The following is a 17,758-nucleotide window of genomic DNA, read 5'->3' as shown; positions in this document are numbered from 1 at the left end:
AATGTTTTCATTTGAGGATGATGCAAATTTTGTTCAGGACCGTGAAGACTTAATTGCAATACTGCGAATGCGGTTTGGTGATTTATCTACTGGTATAATCGATGCTATTTACCAAATGAAGGAACTAGATACGTTAGAGCGATTAATATTAGTTGCAGCTAATGCTCCAAGCTTGAGGATCTTTCTTGAAGAATTGGAAGAGGGATCTGGTAGTTTTCGAATTATGGGTGAACGGTTTAATCCAATTGAAGCTTTATTCGAAGGGAATGGCATAAACGGTGGGAAAAAATAACAAACTATTTCAAACGTTAAAGCATTTGAGAAAAGGCGAGATAATTAACGATGGTTGGACTGAGGAAAGTACACGCCCAAGAGATGCAGAGGATATCTACCGTAAGCGTTGGCAGTATGATAAAGTTGTCCGATCTACACATGGTGTCAATTGTACAGGATCCTGCAGCTGGAAAGTCTATGTGAAGGATGGAATAATAACTTCAGAAACACAGCAGACTGATTATCCTACAACCGGAGATGACTTTCCGGAATATGAACCACGTGGCTGTCCAAGAGGGGCAAGTTTTTCCTGGTATACATACAGTCCTATTAGAGTGAAATACCCGTACATAAGAGGAGAACTGTTCAATTTATGGAAAGCCGAGCGGGAACAGGGATTTGATCCTGTTGAAGCATGGGAGAACATTACAAATGATCCAGAAAAACGAGCAAAGTATGTTAGCGCTAGAGGAAAAGGTGGGTTTGTTCGCGCGAGTTGGCAGGAAACTTGTGAGATTATTGCCAGTGCTTCCATTTACACGATTAAAAAATATGGTCCCGACCGTGTTGTAGGGTTTAGTCCAATTCCGGCAATGTCGATGGTGAGTTATGCAGCAGGAACACGATTTCTGTCTCTAATCGGTGGTACCATTTTAAGTTTTTATGATTGGTATGCTGACCTACCACCAGCATCTCCACAAGTGTGGGGAGAGCAGACTGACGTTCCTGAGAGTGCTGACTGGTATAATGCGAAATACTTCATCATTTGGGGCACAAATTTACCTCAAACCCGAACGCCTGATGCTCATTTCATGGTAGAGGCGAGGTACAATGGGACAAAAGTTGTTGGTGTGAGTCCAGATTACGCAGAATATGAAAAGTTTGCTGATATATGGCTGCCGGCTAGAGCAGGTACAGATGGGGCCCTTGCTATGGCAATGACGCATGTAATTTTAAAGGAGTTTTATGTCGATAAAGAAACACCTTACTTTATTGATTACGCAAAAAGATTCACGGATTTACCATTTTTGGTGACATTAAATGAAACAGATGATGACTGTCGTTCTGACCGCTTTCTACGTACAACAGATGTAGATGATAATCACATTTTAGGAGAATGGAAAACACTAGTTTGGGATAATAATTCGAACCAGGTAGAAGCACCGAATGGAAGCCAGGGTTTTCGTTGGGACGACGATAAAAAGTGGAACCTTGAGTTAAAGAAAGAGGATGGAAGTTTAATAGATCCAGAATTAAGCTTCATTAAAAAGTCTGATGAAACTGCGATGGTAAGCTTTCCAGATTTTGCTCAGGCAAATGGTGGATCGGTTAGGCGTGGAGTACCAGTTAAACATATTAAGGATAAAGATGGAAAACTACTTAAGGTGACAACCGTATATGATTTGATGATGGCACATGCAGGCGTTGGCAGAGGGCTAGCTGGTGATTATCCAGTTGATTATCATGATCCAAAACCATATACTCCAGCTTGGCAGGAAAGTATTACAGGAGTCAATAAGAATCAGGTCATTCAAGTGGCCAGAGAATTTGCGGACAATGCAGAACGAACAAAAGGGAAGTCCATGATTGCAATGGGTGGTGGAACGAACCACTGGTATCATAGTGATCAAATTTACCGTTGTATACTAAATCTTGTACTTCTGACAGGTTCACAAGGAGTTAATGGCGGTGGATGGGCGCATTATGTTGGTCAGGAGAAAGTAAGACCACTTGAAGGATGGCAACAAGTTGCATTTGCGAATGATTGGATAAAGCCACAGCGATTGCAAAACGGAACGTCGTTTTTCTACTTTGCAACAGATCAATTTCGTTATGAAGCAGAAATAAACCAGGAGCAATCAAGTTGGGGTGGGAAATACAATTCTATGCACCCAGCCGACGTCAATGCTCTTTCGGCAAGACTCGGCTGGTTACCGTCATTCCCACAGTTCACTCAAAATTCAATAGATATCGTGAAGGAAAGTAAGGAACGGGGGGCAAAGAATCATCAGGAAATTATTGATGATGTAGTAGAACAGATAAAAGACAAAAAGCTAGAATGGGCAATTGAAAATCCAGACGATCCAAGGAACTTCCCTAGAGTATTTTTCAATTGGCGATCAAATTTACTTGGTGATAGCGGAAAGGGACACGAGTATTTCGCTAAGCATTTAATTGGGTCGGAAAACCAAATCCTGGGAGATACTGAAAATTCATGGCAACCTGAAAATGTAAAGGTAGATTCAGAGGCTCCAACTGGGAAGGTTGACCTTCTGGTTAGTATCGATTTTAGAATGACGAGTTCAGGTTTGTTCTCTGATATTGTTTTACCTGCTGCAACATGGTATGAAAAATTCGATATCAGTAGTACAGATATGCATCCGTTTGTTCATCCATTTAATGCAGCTATTTCACCTCCATGGCAAGCAAAAAGTGACTGGGATACCTTTCGTGAAATAGGTAAGGTTTTCTCTAAACTTGCTGAAAAACATTTGCCTGAAACTGAAGAATTAATGATGACACCACTTGGACATGATTCAAAAGGTGAAATTGCGCAGCCACTTGGGAAAATAAAGGATTGGCGCAAAGGTGAAATCGAGGCAATTCCAGGAAAAACAATGCCTAACTTCCAAATTGTAAAGCGGGATTACCCTAACGTACATCAACAAATGACTACAATAGGACCTGAGATTAAGAAAGGTTATGGTGGAAAAGGAGTTATTATCCCTGGTGAACCAGTTTACAAGGAACTGTTAAGCCGTGTTGGGGTTTCAAAAAGAGAAGGAATCGGTAAAGGAAATCCTGATTTGTATACCGATAAACAGGCAATAGATGCAATTCTGCTTATGTCTGGTGCAACAAATGGGAAAAGAGCTGTCGCTGGATGGAAATCCCTTGAAGTCAAAACCGGTCAAAAGCTAGCTGAGATCGCACAGGGACGTGAAGAAGAAGATTTTACCTTACATGACTTAACTGTTCAACCTCGTCATGCTATTTCGACTCCTGTGTGGAGTGGTCTTGAGAAGGACAACAGACGCTACTCGCCGTTTACGGTTAATACGGAATACAACATTCCATGGCGAACACTGACAGGAAGACAAAGTTTTTATTTAGACCATGAAATGATGCTTGATTTTGGTGAAGGGTTACCGCTTTATTTACCACCATTGTCGCATGGACCGTTTTTAAAAAATGAAAAAGAAGTAGAAAACAATGGGAAATCAATCACAGTACGTTACTTAACTCCTCATCAAAAATGGGGAATTCACACCATGTTCACAGATACGACAAATATGTCAACGTTGTTCAGAGGTTGGCAGACAGTGTGGATGAATGAAGAGGATGGTGCATCCATTGACATTAAAGATAACGACTGGATTGAAGTATATAACCGTAATGGAGTTATAGCTGCTCGGGTTGTACTGACTTATCGAATTCCAAAAGGTATGGCGTATATGTATCATGCGCAGGATCGAACATTAGGTGTACCAGCAACTGCAATCAACAAAAAACGTGGTGGTACGCATAACAGTGTAACTCGAATATCGTTAAAACCAACACATATGATTGGTGGCTATTCACAACTGAGTTATGGATTTAACTACTATGGTCCAACTGGACATCAAAGAGATACAATTGCAGTTATAAGAGGATTGAAGGAGGTCGATTGGCTTGAGGATTAAAGCACAAGTAGCGATGGTTATGCACTTGGATAAATGTATTGGGTGTCATACTTGCTCTGTTACGTGTAAAAATACGTGGACAAATCGACCGGGTACAGAATACATGTGGTTCAATAACGTGGAAACTCGTCCTGGTCCAGGTTATCCGAAGAGCTGGGAGGATACAGATCGCTACAAAGGCGGCTGGGAGCTTAAGAATGGGAAACTTAAACTTAAAGCTGGTGGTCCTATTTCAAAGCTTGCAAATATATTTTATAACCCGGATATGGCAAGTATGGATGACTATTATGAGCCTTGGACCTATGATTATGAGCACTTAATTAATAGTCCTAAGTCAGAAAATATTCCTGTTGCAAGACCACAGTCGATGATTACAGGTAAATATATTGATAAACCTGAATGGGGACCTAACTGGGACGACGATCTTGCAGGCGGAAGTGAAATAGTTCCACTTGACCCAAATGTTCAGAAACTGCAGGAACATATTTCGATGGAATACGAAAAGACATTTATGATGTATTTACCAAGAATTTGTGAGCACTGTCTAAACCCATCATGTGTTGCTTCCTGTCCATCAGGAGCGTTATATAAACGTGATGAGGATGGTATTGTTTTGGTAGATCAGGATGCGTGTCGTGGCTGGCGCTTTTGCATGAGTGGCTGTCCTTATCACAAGGTTTACTACAATTGGAATACACATAAAGCTGAAAAGTGTAATTTTTGTTATCCAAGAACGGAAGCTGGACTACCAACAATATGTTCAGAGACTTGTGTAGGGAGAATTCGTTACATTGGGGTTGTTTTATATGACGCAGACAAAATTAAAGGTGCAGCCTCTGTAGAAGACCCACAAGATCTTTATGAAGCGCAGCTTTCATGTTTTCTTGATCCATTTGATTCTGACGTAATTGAAGAAGCAAGAAAAGCAGGAATAAACGATGCATGGATTGAGGGAGCTCAGAATTCACCAGTCTATAAAATGGCAATAAAGTGGAAAATAGCTTTACCTTTGCATCCTGAATACCGTACGTTACCGATGGTTTGGTATGTTCCGCCACTTAGCCCAATTATGAACCATATTACAAATGAAGATGAGTTGAAAACAGATGGTTATATTCCCGCAGTAGACCAAATGCGAATACCAATGGAATACCTTGCTTCGTTGTTGACAGCTGGAGATACTGAAGTAATTAGAAGAGTACTTTTGAAATTAACAGCAATGCGCGTTCATATGAGAGGGAAAACGGTTGGTGGTGTTGATGAATTTAGATCAAGTGAATTAGTAAGAGTTGCAGGTACAACACCAGACGAAATTGAGGACATGGTTCGTTTGTTAGGAGTAGCAAAGTACAATGAGCGTTTCGTTATTCCTACAGGCCGAAGAGAGATGGATGATGATCTTCTCTATAAACAAGGAGCTTGTAGTATAGAAGAACTGGCACCTCCTGAAGGTGTGGTAACCTGGAAAGGGTGATTAAGCTTTGGACCAACAAGAACGAGCATTAATAGCTATTGCTTCTAGAATTTTAAGTTATCCAGACGAAACATTTGATAAGGATAAAAAAGAAATCAGTAACATAATTGCGGAAAATATTTCTTCTAAACAGTTAATGAATGAACTAGAGGAAATTTTCATTCCTTTATATGGTTTAACATTACAAGAGATTCAAGAATTGTATGTGGCTACATTTGATTTAAAATCAAAGCTTGGTCTGTATCTAACAGCACATGAGCTTGGTGACAGCAGTAAACGAGGAGCAGCATTAATAAAACTGCAAAAAATGGTCAATGAAGCCGGATTTGAGCGGGTAGAAGGCGAATTAGCAGATTACATTCCTATGCTATTGGAATTCTTAGCAGTGTCACCCGCAGATAACGATCATACAAGGCTTCAAAGGCGACTTGCAGTTGCTTTTCAACGAATGCTGAATAATATACCAGAAAATAATCCATATGCTCCATTTCTTCTGGTTTTAATGCGACACGTTTTTCCAGAACCAACAAAAGAAGAAGTAGAAAAGCTGGAATTCGAACGAGAAGAAGCCGATTTGGAAGAGTTACCATATCCAATCATGTACCAGTAATGAACATAGATGTGCTAATTTAAACTAGAGGGGGATGTGAAATGACCGCTATTTTTTGGTGGACCATTTTCCCGTACATTACATTAACAATAATGGTTTTTGGGTTACTTTATCGATATGCTTTTCGCCAATTAAGCTGGGCTGCACCATCCACAGAGTTTTTTGAGAAAAAATGGTTGAGAATTGGTTCGCCCTTGTTTCATTGGGGAATAGTTTTTGCCTTTGGTGGTCACATAATGGGAATGGTAATACCAAAGGCTGTCTATGAGTATTTAGGTATTACTGACCATTTGTACCACATGGGAGCGATTTATGGTGGAGGGATTGCTGGCTTAATGGTAGTTGTAGGCCTGGTCATATTACTTATCAGGAAAATGACGGTTGATCGTGTGCGTATTCATGCAACGTTTGCAGACTTTTTTACTGTCATTTCGTTACTTGTTGTTGCGGGGATGGGTGTTTATATGACAATCATCTATAATACAACAGTTGTTGAGTATGAATACCGTACAACGATAGGTCCTTGGTTTCGTAGTTTATTTGTTTTTCAACCTAATTATCAACTAATGGAAGGCGTACCTTTTATTTTTAAACTACATGTTGTATCAGCTTTTGCATTGTTTGCTTCAATTCCGTTTACTAGTTTAATTCATTTTTACAGTTTACCGGTAAATTATCCAATGCGAGCTCCTCAACAATATCGTTCAAGATCAGGATTCAGAAAAAAAGGTTAGATGGTCAATCTCAAGTATAGGATAGTCTTGGTGAAAAACCGGAAGCCAGCAATTTTTGCTTCCGGTTTTTATACGAGGATTAAGCTTTACTGCTCCTTAACTCTCGTAGTTGATAAAAACTGCGAGGTAACTTACTGCTACGGAAATACACTTCCAGTCGCTCGTGGTTCCTCGTCGATGGAATCAACCGTCAGTGTTTTCCAAAGTCCTGGATTACCGCATCAATCTAATAAAGCTTAGTAGGATAAAAAAACAGCAGTTTATAGATTTTGTGACCACAACAACAATCTTTTTGAAAAAACTTATGTAAAACTAATTAAGCAGACAAACCTATGCGGGTTGCCTGCTTATAGTTATATTACTATCTATGTTAGGAAGCACTTTCCTCAATTAGTCTTGGGAAAAGTATATTGTTTTCAAGATGAACATGATTAAAAATGTCCGATTCCAGTTCTTCTAGTTTTAGATATGTTAACTGATACGTTTTACATGCTCCTTGAGGAAGTTCATAGTCATTTGTAATTTCACGAAGTTGAGACAAAATGTTGCCGGCATCCTCGTGTTCACTTTCTAATACTTCAATGGATTTAACTAAATCAGGTAAAAGAGTTTTATTTTTCTCTTGTTCATATGCCTGTATTTTTGGGAAGATAGTTGTTTCTTCCTGAATTAAATGATGTTCAAGTTCTGATTTTAATTTATGGAACAATGAAAAGATTTCTGAGAGTTCAGGCTGATTATTTCCGTGGACACGATATACCTTGGTGACAAATCCGCTTAGCTCTGGCAGGATTTGATTTAGGTAAGCATGATGAGTATTAACGACATAATCAATTAAATTGTTATAGCTTTCTTCTGTCCAGTTCACGTGACTGTCATGTAAAGCAGCTGTGGAAGTATATAAATCGTTTATTTCATTAACAATTTCTTCCTTATTGAGGTTCTTTTTGTCGCAAGCTTCACCAATAGGGCGATCTCCTCCACAACAAAAATCGATTTTATATTTTTTCAATACTTGACTTGCCATCGGGAACTTAACTACCATGTCACCAGTCTTTGACTCTATATTAAACATTTTGTCCATCATTATCCCTCCAGTTTTTTGGTTCATTATAATAGTACCTGTTTTTTTCAAAAGGTACTGTGAGAAAAATCACAGTGTATAATTTAAATCTCGAATATGATAATAAAAGAAAATACTTATAGCAAAATATTTATGGAGTTGTTAAATTGAGAACAACCATATCAGGGTCCTAGCAATATACTTAACGCCTGAATCAGGGGTAAGTAGATTACCAATCTAGAGAATAGTGAGAACGTAGTAAATGTTTTGGTACAAAAAGGAGTAAAACTTGATGCAAGTCATTACTAACAAATTTATAAAAGGAAGTAAAAACCAACAAAATGGAATATTATTTAAGAAAGGGGTAAGAGTAAATGATTAGAAAACTTCAATTACCATTACAAACTATGAATTTAGTCATGGGGTTTATGGTGTGGGTAATTTTATCCTCACTAATGACATTTATTATAGATGATATACAGATGACCCCACAGCAAGTGTCATGGGTTACAGCCACTCCTGTAATATTAGGGTCGCTATTAAGGATCCCAATGGGTTACTTAGCTAATATATTTGGAGCAAGAAAGATATTCATTATTAGTTTTATTCTTTTATTATTCCCAGTTTATTATGTAAGTATCGCAGATTCTTTTGCGGATTTACTAGTAGGTGGACTATTTTTGGGAATTGGGGGAGCAGTTTTTGCAGTTGGTGTTACATCTTTACCTAAGTATTATGAAAAGGAACGTCATGGTTTCGTAAATGGTATTTATGGAGTAGGGAACATCGGAACAGCTTTAACAGCATTCGCAGCACCTGTAATCGCTGGGCAACTAGGCTGGTCGTTGACAGTTCAGTTATATATGGTCTTATTGGGTATATTTATTCTGGCTAACTTATTTTTTGGTGATAAACAAGAAGTTAAAGTTAAGACTCCTTTGCTACAACAAATTAAAGGCGTTTACCGTAATGAAAAACTCTGGTTTTTTTGCTTATTTTATTTTGTAACATTTGGTTCCTTTGTAGCTTTTACAGTGTATTTGCCAAACTTTCTCGTTAACAACTTTGGTTTGGATAATGTGGATGCTGGTCTTAGAACTGCTGGATTCATTGCATTAACAACATTTTTACGTCCACTTGGTGGTTGGCTCGCGGATAAATTTCAACCACTAATTATTTTAATGTACGTATTTTCAGGATTTACCCTTGCAGCTTTGCTTTTATCTTTCGCACCATCTATAAATTTATATACAGTCGGTTGTTTAAGTATTGCAGTAGCGGCAGGAATTGGAAACGGAGTTATCTTTAAGCTTGTCCCAATGTACTTCAACAAACAAGCAGGAATTGCAAATGGTATAGTTTCCGCGATGGGTGGGCTTGGTGGATTTTTCCCACCACTTATATTGACAACTCTTTATAATCTAACTGGGCACTATGCAATAGGGTTTATGGCTTTATCTCAGGTTGCTCTAGCAAGCTTAATAATTGTAATTTGGATGTTTTATAATGATAAATTATCTCTTTCTTATAAAATCTTAAAAACTACTCCACTAGGCATGATGGTTACAGACAGAAATGGTAAAATTATAAAGATCAATCCTGCCTTTACAAAACTCACGGGGTATGGTGTTGAAGAAACCCTGGGTAACAATCCAAATATGTTAAGTTCTGACCTTCATACGAGTGACTTTTACACACAAATGTGGGAAAGCTTGGAAAGTAAAGGTTTTTGGCAAGGTGAGATTTGGAATAAACGAAAAGATGGCGAGAAATATTTAGAGTGGCTTACTATTAATGCGATTACAGACGATTCTGGAGAAACTTTGCAATATGCTGGTGTGTTTAGTGACATAACTGCTAAAAAATAAATTTACTGGATAAGAATAGAAAACGGGGCTTATCGTCAAGCCTTAGTTATACGTATGCTTTCATAACTACTTAGAAACCCGATTATGTATGACATAACCGGGTTTTTATCTGTTAAAGATAGGGGAATTCCCTAATTATCAGAAATGAATATCTTATATATAGTGTAACTATGATACTAGGAAACAAAAAGGATAGTATCATAAGGAGGTAATACAAATGAGTGTTGTCAGTAAATTAGCGGTTGAAACGAATACCACGCATTTTTCTAGTACTTGTTTTAAAAAATTGCAGGAAATAATGTATACCGAGAAGTACAGTTCAGGTTCAACCATTTATTGGGAAGGTGATCCCAATGAAAATTTATATTTTCTTATAGAAGGTAATGTAAAGCTTACAAAGCTGAGCGAAGACGGTAAGGATTTGACAATGTATTATTTTTTTCCTGGTGATATATTTGGAGAATTTGATCCACATCAGAAACAAATTAGTGTTTTTACCGCAGAAGCAATGGATGCGTGTGTGATTGGTGTGATTCAACAAAAAGATTTAGAAGTTCTTCTTTGGCAGAACGGTGACTTAGCAATAGAGTTTACCCAATGGATGAGTCATATGCAACACTACACGCAACTAAAAGTCAGAGATTTGCTATTTCATGGAAAAAACGGTGCACTTGCATCCATGTTAATTAGAGCTTCAAATACCTATGGTGTTAAAACTGGAAGCAGTATACGTATCACTAAAAAATTCACCAATAATGAATTAGCGAATTTAATTGGAGCAACCCGTGAAACAGTTAACCGTATGCTATCCAAATTCAAACGTGATCAATTGATTCGATACGAAAACGGTCAAATTGAAATTTTAAACTTAGCTGAGCTAAAGAATTTATGCCGTTGCGAGGAATGTCCTCTTGGAATTTGCAGGTTATAGGTAAATCAATTATATTAAACTGGCAGAATAAGGTGTAGGCTTATTTCTCCAACACCTTAATAATTTTTCTTGTTTATAAATTAGTTTTTAAGCAAAAGTTGTTGTTCTCCGATATTCCTCATGTCCCTGTCAAAGATTTTATATCACTTAAGAAATCAAGATTCAGTCCATTTGTGAGAAAAACTTTTTTATCTAGGTTAATAGAGTTTATTTTATTCAATAGTTTAGATGGATTAATGACGTTGGCTGTTAAGGCTACTTCTATTTCTGACAGGATACTCTTATGATAAATAGAGTGAAATAATTTAGGACTCGTGTTGTTTACGAGTGCGGGCAAAACTGCTTGGTACTTATAATCTAAACATAAATTCAACATGAATTGGGCTACATTTGCTTTGATTAAAGGCATGTCACAACTCACCACCCATAAATAGGGGTTATTAGCCAGGGACATAACAGCATGTATACCACCAAGAGGCCCCTTTTTTTTGTGATAATCTGTGATAATCCGTACATCCCTTGCAACTAATGGCAAGAATAATCTTGGTTGATTAGTTACGATTACTATTTCCGAGCAAATCTTTTTCATTTCTTCAATTTGTTTGTCGATAATAGTTTGACCGTTAAACGTTAAAAATGATCTTAGAGTTCCGTCCACAATATCATTATTACCCCCGACAAGAATAGCACCTGTAAGCATCTTTTACCCCCTCAACTGATTTATGATTTATTTAACTATATCTTATACTTAGGAAATTGACTGTTAAATTAGTCACATCCTTAAACTTTTCCTCTAAGGGTGTTTTAAAAAGCCGCTCTTTAAAATCCTTTTGAGGAACACGTTTCTGGGATTTAGTATTCTTTTTAAAGTTTGTTACCACTGTCACATCGTGTACTCCACTTGCTGGTCTCCAATTTGGTTGAGTTTTTCAAGCAATGGAAGTGAAACATAAATGTCAGCATTGTCAGGTGGCAGAATAATAGACAAAAAGTGTGACTGTTCCAGATGATGTTGGACACACAAAAGATTTTTTGTGGTATTCGGTACAGAACTTGTTCTATTACGTTGTACTCCAATTCTTCCATACACAATAGGAATTATACTCAAGTATAATTTTTATCTCACCTTAACTAACGCGTTTAAGATTGCCATATACAGTTTTTTTAAAAAAACGAGGATTACAAACCAAGAGATAATGATAAGATAGGGGATGGATGTACAATGTTCTTATTTTGGAGGTTAATTAATAATGTTTACCTTTTTAAAACGACAAGCAAAGGATCTTTTTCCGGGTTATTTCGCATTGGTTATGGCTACTGGGGCATTATCAATTGGAACATCTCTGTTTGGAATGGAGTTTATTTCTACAACATTATTTTAAATTAATATAGCTGCCTATATTACACTGTGGCTACTGACGATTATTCGTCTCGTTTGCTTTTTTCCTGAAGTGAAGCAAGATTTGACAAGCCATACACTTGGTCCTGGTTTTTTTACACTAGTTGCTGGCACAAGCGTATTTGGAAGTCAGCTAATAATTGTTGGTAAAATCTATTCCTTACCTATTTATTTGTGGGTTCTAGCAATTATTTTGTGGGTAGTAATTATATACATTTTTCACAGCGGTCACTATCAGAAGAGATAAGCCAACAATTGCTGAAGGTATCAACGGGGCTTGGTTAATTGCAGCTGTAGCTACACAGTCAGTTTCAATACTTGGAACCCTTTTGGTACCTCATGTGGAGAGTAGTCAGGAAATCATTTTGTTTTTTACTTTATGTATGTATTTTCTGGGGTGCATGTTATATCTTAATATTATTACACTCATTTTTTACAGATTCACTTTTGTCAATTTCAAATTCGCTGCTCTGACACCTCCATATTGGATTAACATGGGAGCAGTTGCTATAACAACTTTAGCGGGTTCTACGCTAATACTGCATTCCAATTATTGGCTCCTGCTCGATGAAATCACCCCATTTCTGAAAGGATTCACGTTGTTCTTCTGGATAACTGGCACTTGGTGGATACCACTCTTATTTATACTTACGATATGGCGCCACATTTATAATCGCTATCCATTTAGGTATGATCCGCAATTTTGGGGGATGGTGTTCCCACTTTCTATGTATACCACCAGCACGTTTCAATTATCTGAAGCATTGGAGACACCATTTTTAACCATAATTCCGGAGTTCATGGTATATGTTGCTATATTTGCATGGATAACAGGGTTCATTGGACTTACTTACCATATATACTTGGATATAATGGCTTTTAAAGTTGCAAAGCTATAAAAAGGCATTTAGAATCCCAAGTTATATCAAATGTATAAAGGGCTATATTGAAAGAAGTTAGTTCGTGAAGTACGTAAAGCCCTAAATGAAGGAACTAGTTAAGAAAATGTATAGTTACAAAATAAGTAATTATAGTCCGTGTTCAAAATTTCAAAATGAAGGATAAATAGGACCGAAAAGCTAGCAAGAAATTCGATGTGTCATTTTTGTCGGACTTTTTGAACAACCTCTCTAAGTAATAACTCTGTATTCAGGGATGGGGATCATGTAAACAACGTGAAGGCTATTTCGAACTTAATGTCTATGTTACAATTGTAGGATGTACACACGTTTTTTGAGAGGAAAGAAAGTATAAAACTTTCTTTCCGCATAAGTGTAAGGTTTGTAAACCTACACTTTATACTTGTTTGAATTCCTTTATAAAAAAACGTTTTAAAGAGTTGAGGTGAAATTCATGAAAATGGTCAGAATAATTTTCGCTATTTTATTTGTTTTTATAGTAGTTATTTTAATAGATATAGCCCCTGCTGACGACAAAAATACTGTTAACAAGGTGAAGGACGTGAGTGTTTTCGAGAAACCACAGGTAACGCAAGAACCCACAAGTAATAAGCCGACGCCGTTAAAGCAAAAAATAGATGAGTACATTAAAAGCGAACCAAATTTAGCAGGAGCGATAATAGGAATCAGTATCAGATCTGCTGCAACCGGTGAAATTATTTATGAACATAGTGGGAATACCCGGATGCACCCAGCTTCAAATATGAAATTGTTTACTGGTGCTACAGCAATGTCTACACTTGGGAGAGATCACACATTCAAAACTGAAATTTTAACGGATAATCCGGTGAATGGTACTACACTGCAAGGTGATCTCTATTTAAAAGGTAAAGGTGACCCCACCTTATTACCTGGTGATTTAAATGATTTTGCAAAAAAAATAATTGATAGTGGCGTGAGTAAAATTAATGGAGATATTGTCGCTGATGATTCATGGTTTGATGATATAAGAATTACACCTGATTTAATCTGGGATGATGAGCAGTATTATTATGGAGCCCAAATATCTGGACTAACTGTTTCTCCTGATAAGGACTATGATGCAGGTTCAGTTATTGTAGAAGTAAAACCCGGGGCCAGTGAAGGGCAGAAACCAATTATTTCCGTTTCCCCACAAACAAATTATGTGCAAATTGTTAATCAGGCCAGGACAGTTCCAAAAGGAAAAGAAGAGGATATTGAAGTAGAACGCGAACACGGTACAAATGTGATTACAGTTAAAGGAACCATTCCTAGTGGCTCATGGCCTGTAAAAGAGTGGATGGCTGTTTGGGAGCCAACGCGTTATACCTTGGATTTGTTTCAACAAGCTCTGAGAGATCAGGGAATCACATGGACTGGTGATTTAAAGGTAGGAAAAGCACCTGAACAAGCATCAGTCTTTCTTTCACATAAATCAGCTCCACTATCAGACATGATCCTTCCATTTATGAAGTTAAGTAATAATGTACATGCAGAAGTGCTCGTTAAAGAGATGGGAAAAGCCATAAAAGGTGAAGGTAGTTGGGAAAAAGGTCTGGAAGTGATGGAAGAAAAAATTCTTGAAATGGGATTGAATATCGAGACACTCAAGCTTCGGGACGGTTCTGGGATTTCAAGCATCAGTTTAGTTCCTCCAAATGAGATCTCAAAACTTTTGTATACAATACAAAAAGAAGAGTGGTTTCCAACTTTCGTTCATTCCCTGCCAGTAGCAGGTGCTGATGATCGTATGGTGGGAGGGACTTTACGGAATAGAATGGAAGACATATCAAACTTTGCAACCATTCAAGCTAAAACTGGAACAATAAATTCTGTTAGCTCATTATCTGGGTATATTAATCCAAGGGAAAGTGAAACAATAATCTTTTCTATAGTAATAAACCATCTACTTGATGAAGACGGCGGGAAAGATATTGAGGATAATATTGTTACTATAATTGCTAGTCAGTAAAAAGATTCAGCCCGGTAGGGGGCTGAATCTTATTTTAACTCATCGTCATTGGACGTATGTCGGTCTTTTTTGATTTCTGGTGAATCCTCTTCAGCAAATTCCGTACTAAATTCTTGACGGGGCATCCTATTTGATTCACGCTGATGTTCTTGCTCCAAAACATCTTTTTCCATATACATATGAAAGAACATTTCCCCAGCTGCTATTCCTATGGCGCTTATAATTGAGGCCATTACTAGCGAAATTTCTTCCTCTATTACGCCACCACCAACTATCCAAATGACAAAGAACGCAAGGCCCAGGTCTGAGAGAGTGGCTACGGTATTACTTGTTTTTGGCAAAACGAATAAATCACCAATTAAGTATGAAGCCCCTGTTAAAACTATACTAATAAGCAAAACTTCACCAAAGTCGACTCCGAAAAGTAAAGACAATACTACGAATAATACTGCTGTAACAACTACAAATTTTATAATTATCGCTTTTAGATGTTCCATTTTTTTCTCCTTTCGTTTTTTTATTTTGGTAGTTTTAGAAGTGTTAAAATATTACAGGTAGATACGTTAAGTCACCTTCATTCGGATATTCGCTTATCTTTATAATGCCCAAGAAACTTTTATGTATGAATGAAGATATTGGGCAACATTACAACAAAATTTCATACTATAAATTATAGGGAAAGTTTAAATCAGAACAGAACTACATATAGTTTTTGTATTATAAAAAGAGACTATTCTTTCAAAGAATAGTCTCTTTTTAATAGGTTTTCCAATAACAATAAATTTTAAGTTAGCATTAATAAGCGTAATAGGAACCAAATGTTTGGACAGAACAATCCAGTGCGTGAAGCTCTTCTAGCGCGCCTTTCATCATTGGATGATCCTCAGACTCTAAGATATCAATTATAAAAAAATAATTACCAAGTCCTGTTTTAAGTGGTCTTGATTCAATTTTGCTCAAATTGAGCTTTCTCCATGCAAAAACAGATAATATCTGATGTAGCAAACCAGAATGATCGACCTCGGGTAGTTTGACCATCAGTGTCGTTTTAAGGTTGGTATTATTTCCACCGTTTTTTAATGTCTCTTTCCGTAACGAAAGTACCACGAATCTTGTATGGTTAAAATGAAAGTCCTGAATATTTTCTTTAATAATATGTAATCCATATTTTTCAGCTGCTAAACTGTTTCCAATAGCTGCAATTTTTTCATCCGGATTTTCTGAAATAAATTTTGCAGCAGCTGCAGTAGATGTCGTTTGAATCAGCGGGACACGACGGTAATGGTACTGTAAATATTTGTGACACTGGGCTAGTGCATGTGGATGTGAATTTATCGATTCTAAGTCGTTTATCGAATCTGCCTGTTTTTTATTTACCATTAAGTGTTGTTCAATCGCAGTTGAAATTTCTGCATTAATGAACAACTCGCTTCCATGAAACAAATAATCGATTGTTAACGGAACGGATCCTTCCAATGCATTTTCCAGCGGAACAACAGCATACGCCACGCGTCCCGAAGTTACAGCCTCAATACAATCCGGAATTGTTGGCTGGGGAACTAACCCTGATTTACCAAAAAATGAACTTGCAGCAATATGTGTAAATGATGCTTCTGGCCCCAAATAGGAGACGGTAGGCTGGTACTTATTTTCTAACATAATGGTCCTCCTGTCAAAAGTTAACAAAATTAAATTAAAGGCCATATTTTAAAACAGGAACTGCAGAAGCCTTCAGTTTAGTGAAATTTTTGTACATTCAGTATAGCATCTTCACACCTTTTTTCGTCAAATTATTTATCACATTAATTTGGGAAATCAACCGTTAGCCCGTAAATATTCCTCCCAAAGACAAACCAACTTGAATGCATCTGTTTTGGCTGGTTAGGATATGGTAAACTATATCTATAATGGGGGTGATGAGCGTGAAGCACAAACCAATCTATGTTGAAATTCCTATCAATACTGAAATGGACAAGATATGGGAGGCTACACAAACCCCAGACATGCACCAACAATGGGATTTACGTTTTTCTTCGATTACATACTTACCAAAAATTGATAATGAACCACAAAAATTCACATATAAAACGAAAATAGGTTTTGGTGTACAGATTGAAGGTTGGGGTGAAAGTGTTGGTAGTCATCATGCTAAAGACGGATCAAAAACTTCTTCTCTACATTTCGGAACCGATCAGACTATTTCCATTATCCGTGAAGGAAGAGGGTATTGGAAGTATATTCCCAACCAAAATGAACCCATTACATTTCTTACACAGTACAACTATGATCCTAGCTTTGGGAAATTTGGAAGCATAGTTGATAATTTAATTTTTCGACCTATGATTGGTTGGGGAACTGCATTAAGCTTTGACGTATTAAAGAGATGGTTGGAAAAGGATGAGAAGCCACATTCTCAGTACATCCGCTTTTTTAGTAATTCGTTAATCACTTTTTTGTTTTTCTTTGTATGGGTATATCATGGACTTGTACCAAAATTACTGGCAATGCATCCAGAAGAGCTTTCTATGATAACTTCAGTACTTCCTTTATCAATAAGTGATTCAACTTTTATCGTAAGCATAGTTGGAATTCTAGAGGTCTTATTTGGTATTTTCTGGCTAATATATCCGAATAAATATAGGTTATACCAGCTACAAATTATTCTATTTCCGTTGTTAACATTGGGAGCAGTTTTAGCGGATCAGAACTATTTAACTCATCCTTTTAATCCGCTTACTTTTAACATATCTTTATTAGCTCTTTCTGTGGTTGGGTTGTTAAACAGCAAGGATATGCCAACTGCGAAAACCTGTAAAAGAAAGCGGTAAGGG

Annotated in this window: 16 protein-coding genes; 11 read left to right on the top strand and 5 right to left on the bottom strand. The window is 37.2% G+C overall.

The annotated features are described in order from the left end of the window. Position 1 precedes the first annotated feature (1 nt). The 5 genes from ACOI1D_RS04925 to narI are packed head-to-tail and all read left to right on the top strand — an operon-like array spanning position 2 to position 6,774. On the top strand, positions 2-292 hold the full coding sequence (locus ACOI1D_RS04925) for a hypothetical protein (RefSeq protein ID WP_422499693.1): 291 nt from the start codon (positions 2-4) through the stop codon (positions 290-292). Continuing rightward, positions 279-3,956 (top strand): nitrate reductase subunit alpha, encoded by a 3,678-nt coding sequence (locus tag ACOI1D_RS04920; RefSeq protein WP_422499692.1) that lies wholly within the window; start codon positions 279-281, stop codon positions 3,954-3,956. The genes ACOI1D_RS04925 and ACOI1D_RS04920 overlap by 14 nt, the downstream gene beginning before the upstream one ends. Next, a complete protein-coding gene (narH, locus tag ACOI1D_RS04915) occupies positions 3,946-5,430 on the top strand; it encodes a nitrate reductase subunit beta (protein WP_422499691.1) in 1,485 nt (494 codons plus the stop codon). The genes ACOI1D_RS04920 and narH overlap by 11 nt, the downstream gene beginning before the upstream one ends. A gap of 7 nt (positions 5,431-5,437) precedes the next feature. Beyond that, complete coding sequence (gene narJ / locus ACOI1D_RS04910; RefSeq protein WP_422499690.1) at positions 5,438-6,040, top strand: nitrate reductase molybdenum cofactor assembly chaperone; 603 nt, start codon at positions 5,438-5,440, stop codon at positions 6,038-6,040. Positions 6,041-6,081: 41 nt separating this feature from the next. Beyond that, on the top strand, positions 6,082-6,774 hold the full coding sequence (gene narI, locus ACOI1D_RS04905) for a respiratory nitrate reductase subunit gamma (protein ID WP_422499689.1): 693 nt from the start codon (positions 6,082-6,084) through the stop codon (positions 6,772-6,774). A 370-nt stretch (positions 6,775-7,144) separates the two neighbouring features. Here the strand turns inward: narI and ric are convergent, their stop codons facing one another. Next, entirely contained in the window at positions 7,145-7,858 is a 714-nt protein-coding gene (gene ric / locus ACOI1D_RS04900; RefSeq protein ID WP_422499688.1) for an iron-sulfur cluster repair di-iron protein, read from the bottom strand. A 353-nt stretch (positions 7,859-8,211) separates the two neighbouring features. On the opposite strand from ric, the gene ACOI1D_RS04895 reads away from it, so the two are divergent. Together ACOI1D_RS04895 and ACOI1D_RS04890 are read left to right on the top strand one after the other, a co-directional pair. After that, on the top strand, positions 8,212-9,705 hold the full coding sequence (locus ACOI1D_RS04895) for an MFS transporter (protein ID WP_422499686.1): 1,494 nt from the start codon (positions 8,212-8,214) through the stop codon (positions 9,703-9,705). A gap of 217 nt (positions 9,706-9,922) precedes the next feature. After that, positions 9,923-10,636, top strand: a complete 714-nt coding sequence (locus ACOI1D_RS04890) for a Crp/Fnr family transcriptional regulator (RefSeq protein WP_422499685.1) — start codon at positions 9,923-9,925, stop codon at positions 10,634-10,636. Between the two features lie 118 nt (positions 10,637-10,754). On the opposite strand, the gene mobA is transcribed toward ACOI1D_RS04890, so the two are convergent. After that, positions 10,755-11,336, bottom strand: coding sequence for a molybdenum cofactor guanylyltransferase (gene mobA / locus ACOI1D_RS04885; RefSeq protein WP_422499683.1), 582 nt, complete (start codon positions 11,334-11,336; stop codon positions 10,755-10,757). 183 nt (positions 11,337-11,519) lie between these two features. Beyond that, entirely contained in the window at positions 11,520-11,744 is a 225-nt protein-coding gene (locus ACOI1D_RS04880) for a hypothetical protein (RefSeq protein WP_422499681.1), read from the bottom strand. A 142-nt stretch (positions 11,745-11,886) separates the two neighbouring features. Here ACOI1D_RS04880 and ACOI1D_RS04875 point away from each other — a divergent pair, with 142 nt between their 5' ends. The 3 genes from ACOI1D_RS04875 to dacB all read left to right on the top strand — a co-directional run bounded on the left by ACOI1D_RS04875 (position 11,887) and on the right by dacB (position 14,927). Continuing rightward, positions 11,887-12,018, top strand: a complete 132-nt coding sequence (locus ACOI1D_RS04875) for a hypothetical protein (RefSeq protein ID WP_422499680.1) — start codon at positions 11,887-11,889, stop codon at positions 12,016-12,018. Between the two features lie 250 nt (positions 12,019-12,268). Continuing rightward, a complete protein-coding gene (locus tag ACOI1D_RS04870; protein WP_422499738.1) occupies positions 12,269-12,934 on the top strand; it encodes a tellurite resistance/C4-dicarboxylate transporter family protein in 666 nt (221 codons plus the stop codon). A 454-nt stretch (positions 12,935-13,388) separates the two neighbouring features. Further along, complete coding sequence (gene dacB, locus ACOI1D_RS04865) at positions 13,389-14,927, top strand: D-alanyl-D-alanine carboxypeptidase/D-alanyl-D-alanine endopeptidase (protein WP_422499678.1); 1,539 nt, start codon at positions 13,389-13,391, stop codon at positions 14,925-14,927. A 29-nt stretch (positions 14,928-14,956) separates the two neighbouring features. On the opposite strand, the gene ACOI1D_RS04860 is transcribed toward dacB, so the two are convergent. Then, positions 14,957-15,424 (bottom strand): YndM family protein, encoded by a 468-nt coding sequence (locus ACOI1D_RS04860; RefSeq protein ID WP_422499676.1) that lies wholly within the window; start codon positions 15,422-15,424, stop codon positions 14,957-14,959. Positions 15,425-15,722: 298 nt separating this feature from the next. Next, on the bottom strand, positions 15,723-16,586 hold the full coding sequence (pheA, locus tag ACOI1D_RS04855) for a prephenate dehydratase (protein WP_422499674.1): 864 nt from the start codon (positions 16,584-16,586) through the stop codon (positions 15,723-15,725). Positions 16,587-16,849: 263 nt separating this feature from the next. On the opposite strand from pheA, the gene ACOI1D_RS04850 reads away from it, so the two are divergent. Then, positions 16,850-17,755 (top strand): DoxX-like family protein, encoded by a 906-nt coding sequence (locus tag ACOI1D_RS04850; RefSeq protein ID WP_422499672.1) that lies wholly within the window; start codon positions 16,850-16,852, stop codon positions 17,753-17,755. Positions 17,756-17,758: the final 3 nt, after the last annotated feature.

This window comes from Virgibacillus sp. DJP39, assembly GCF_049310925.1.
In the GTDB taxonomy this organism is placed as follows: Bacteria; Bacillota; Bacilli; order Bacillales; family Amphibacillaceae; genus Virgibacillus_F.
Note: the sequence above shows the minus strand (reverse complement) of the source record. Positions and strands in the feature narration are given on the sequence as shown.

Bases quoted from the DNA above. Each gene is read 5' to 3' on its own strand.
- ACOI1D_RS04925 (WP_422499693.1), top strand. From the start codon at position 2: ATGTTTTCATTTGAGGATGATGCAAATTTTGTTCAGGACCGTGAAGAC.
- narI (WP_422499689.1), top strand. From the start codon at position 6,082: ATGACCGCTATTTTTTGGTGGACCATTTTCCCGTACATTACATTAACA.
- ric (WP_422499688.1), bottom strand. From the start codon at position 7,858: ATGGACAAAATGTTTAATATAGAGTCAAAGACTGGTGACATGGTAGTT.
- ACOI1D_RS04895 (WP_422499686.1), top strand. From the start codon at position 8,212: ATGATTAGAAAACTTCAATTACCATTACAAACTATGAATTTAGTCATG.
- ACOI1D_RS04890 (WP_422499685.1), top strand. From the start codon at position 9,923: ATGAGTGTTGTCAGTAAATTAGCGGTTGAAACGAATACCACGCATTTT.
- mobA (WP_422499683.1), bottom strand. From the start codon at position 11,336: ATGCTTACAGGTGCTATTCTTGTCGGGGGTAATAATGATATTGTGGAC.
- ACOI1D_RS04875 (WP_422499680.1), top strand. From the start codon at position 11,887: ATGTTTACCTTTTTAAAACGACAAGCAAAGGATCTTTTTCCGGGTTAT.
- dacB (WP_422499678.1), top strand. From the start codon at position 13,389: ATGAAAATGGTCAGAATAATTTTCGCTATTTTATTTGTTTTTATAGTA.
- ACOI1D_RS04860 (WP_422499676.1), bottom strand. From the start codon at position 15,424: ATGGAACATCTAAAAGCGATAATTATAAAATTTGTAGTTGTTACAGCA.
- pheA (WP_422499674.1), bottom strand. From the start codon at position 16,586: ATGTTAGAAAATAAGTACCAGCCTACCGTCTCCTATTTGGGGCCAGAA.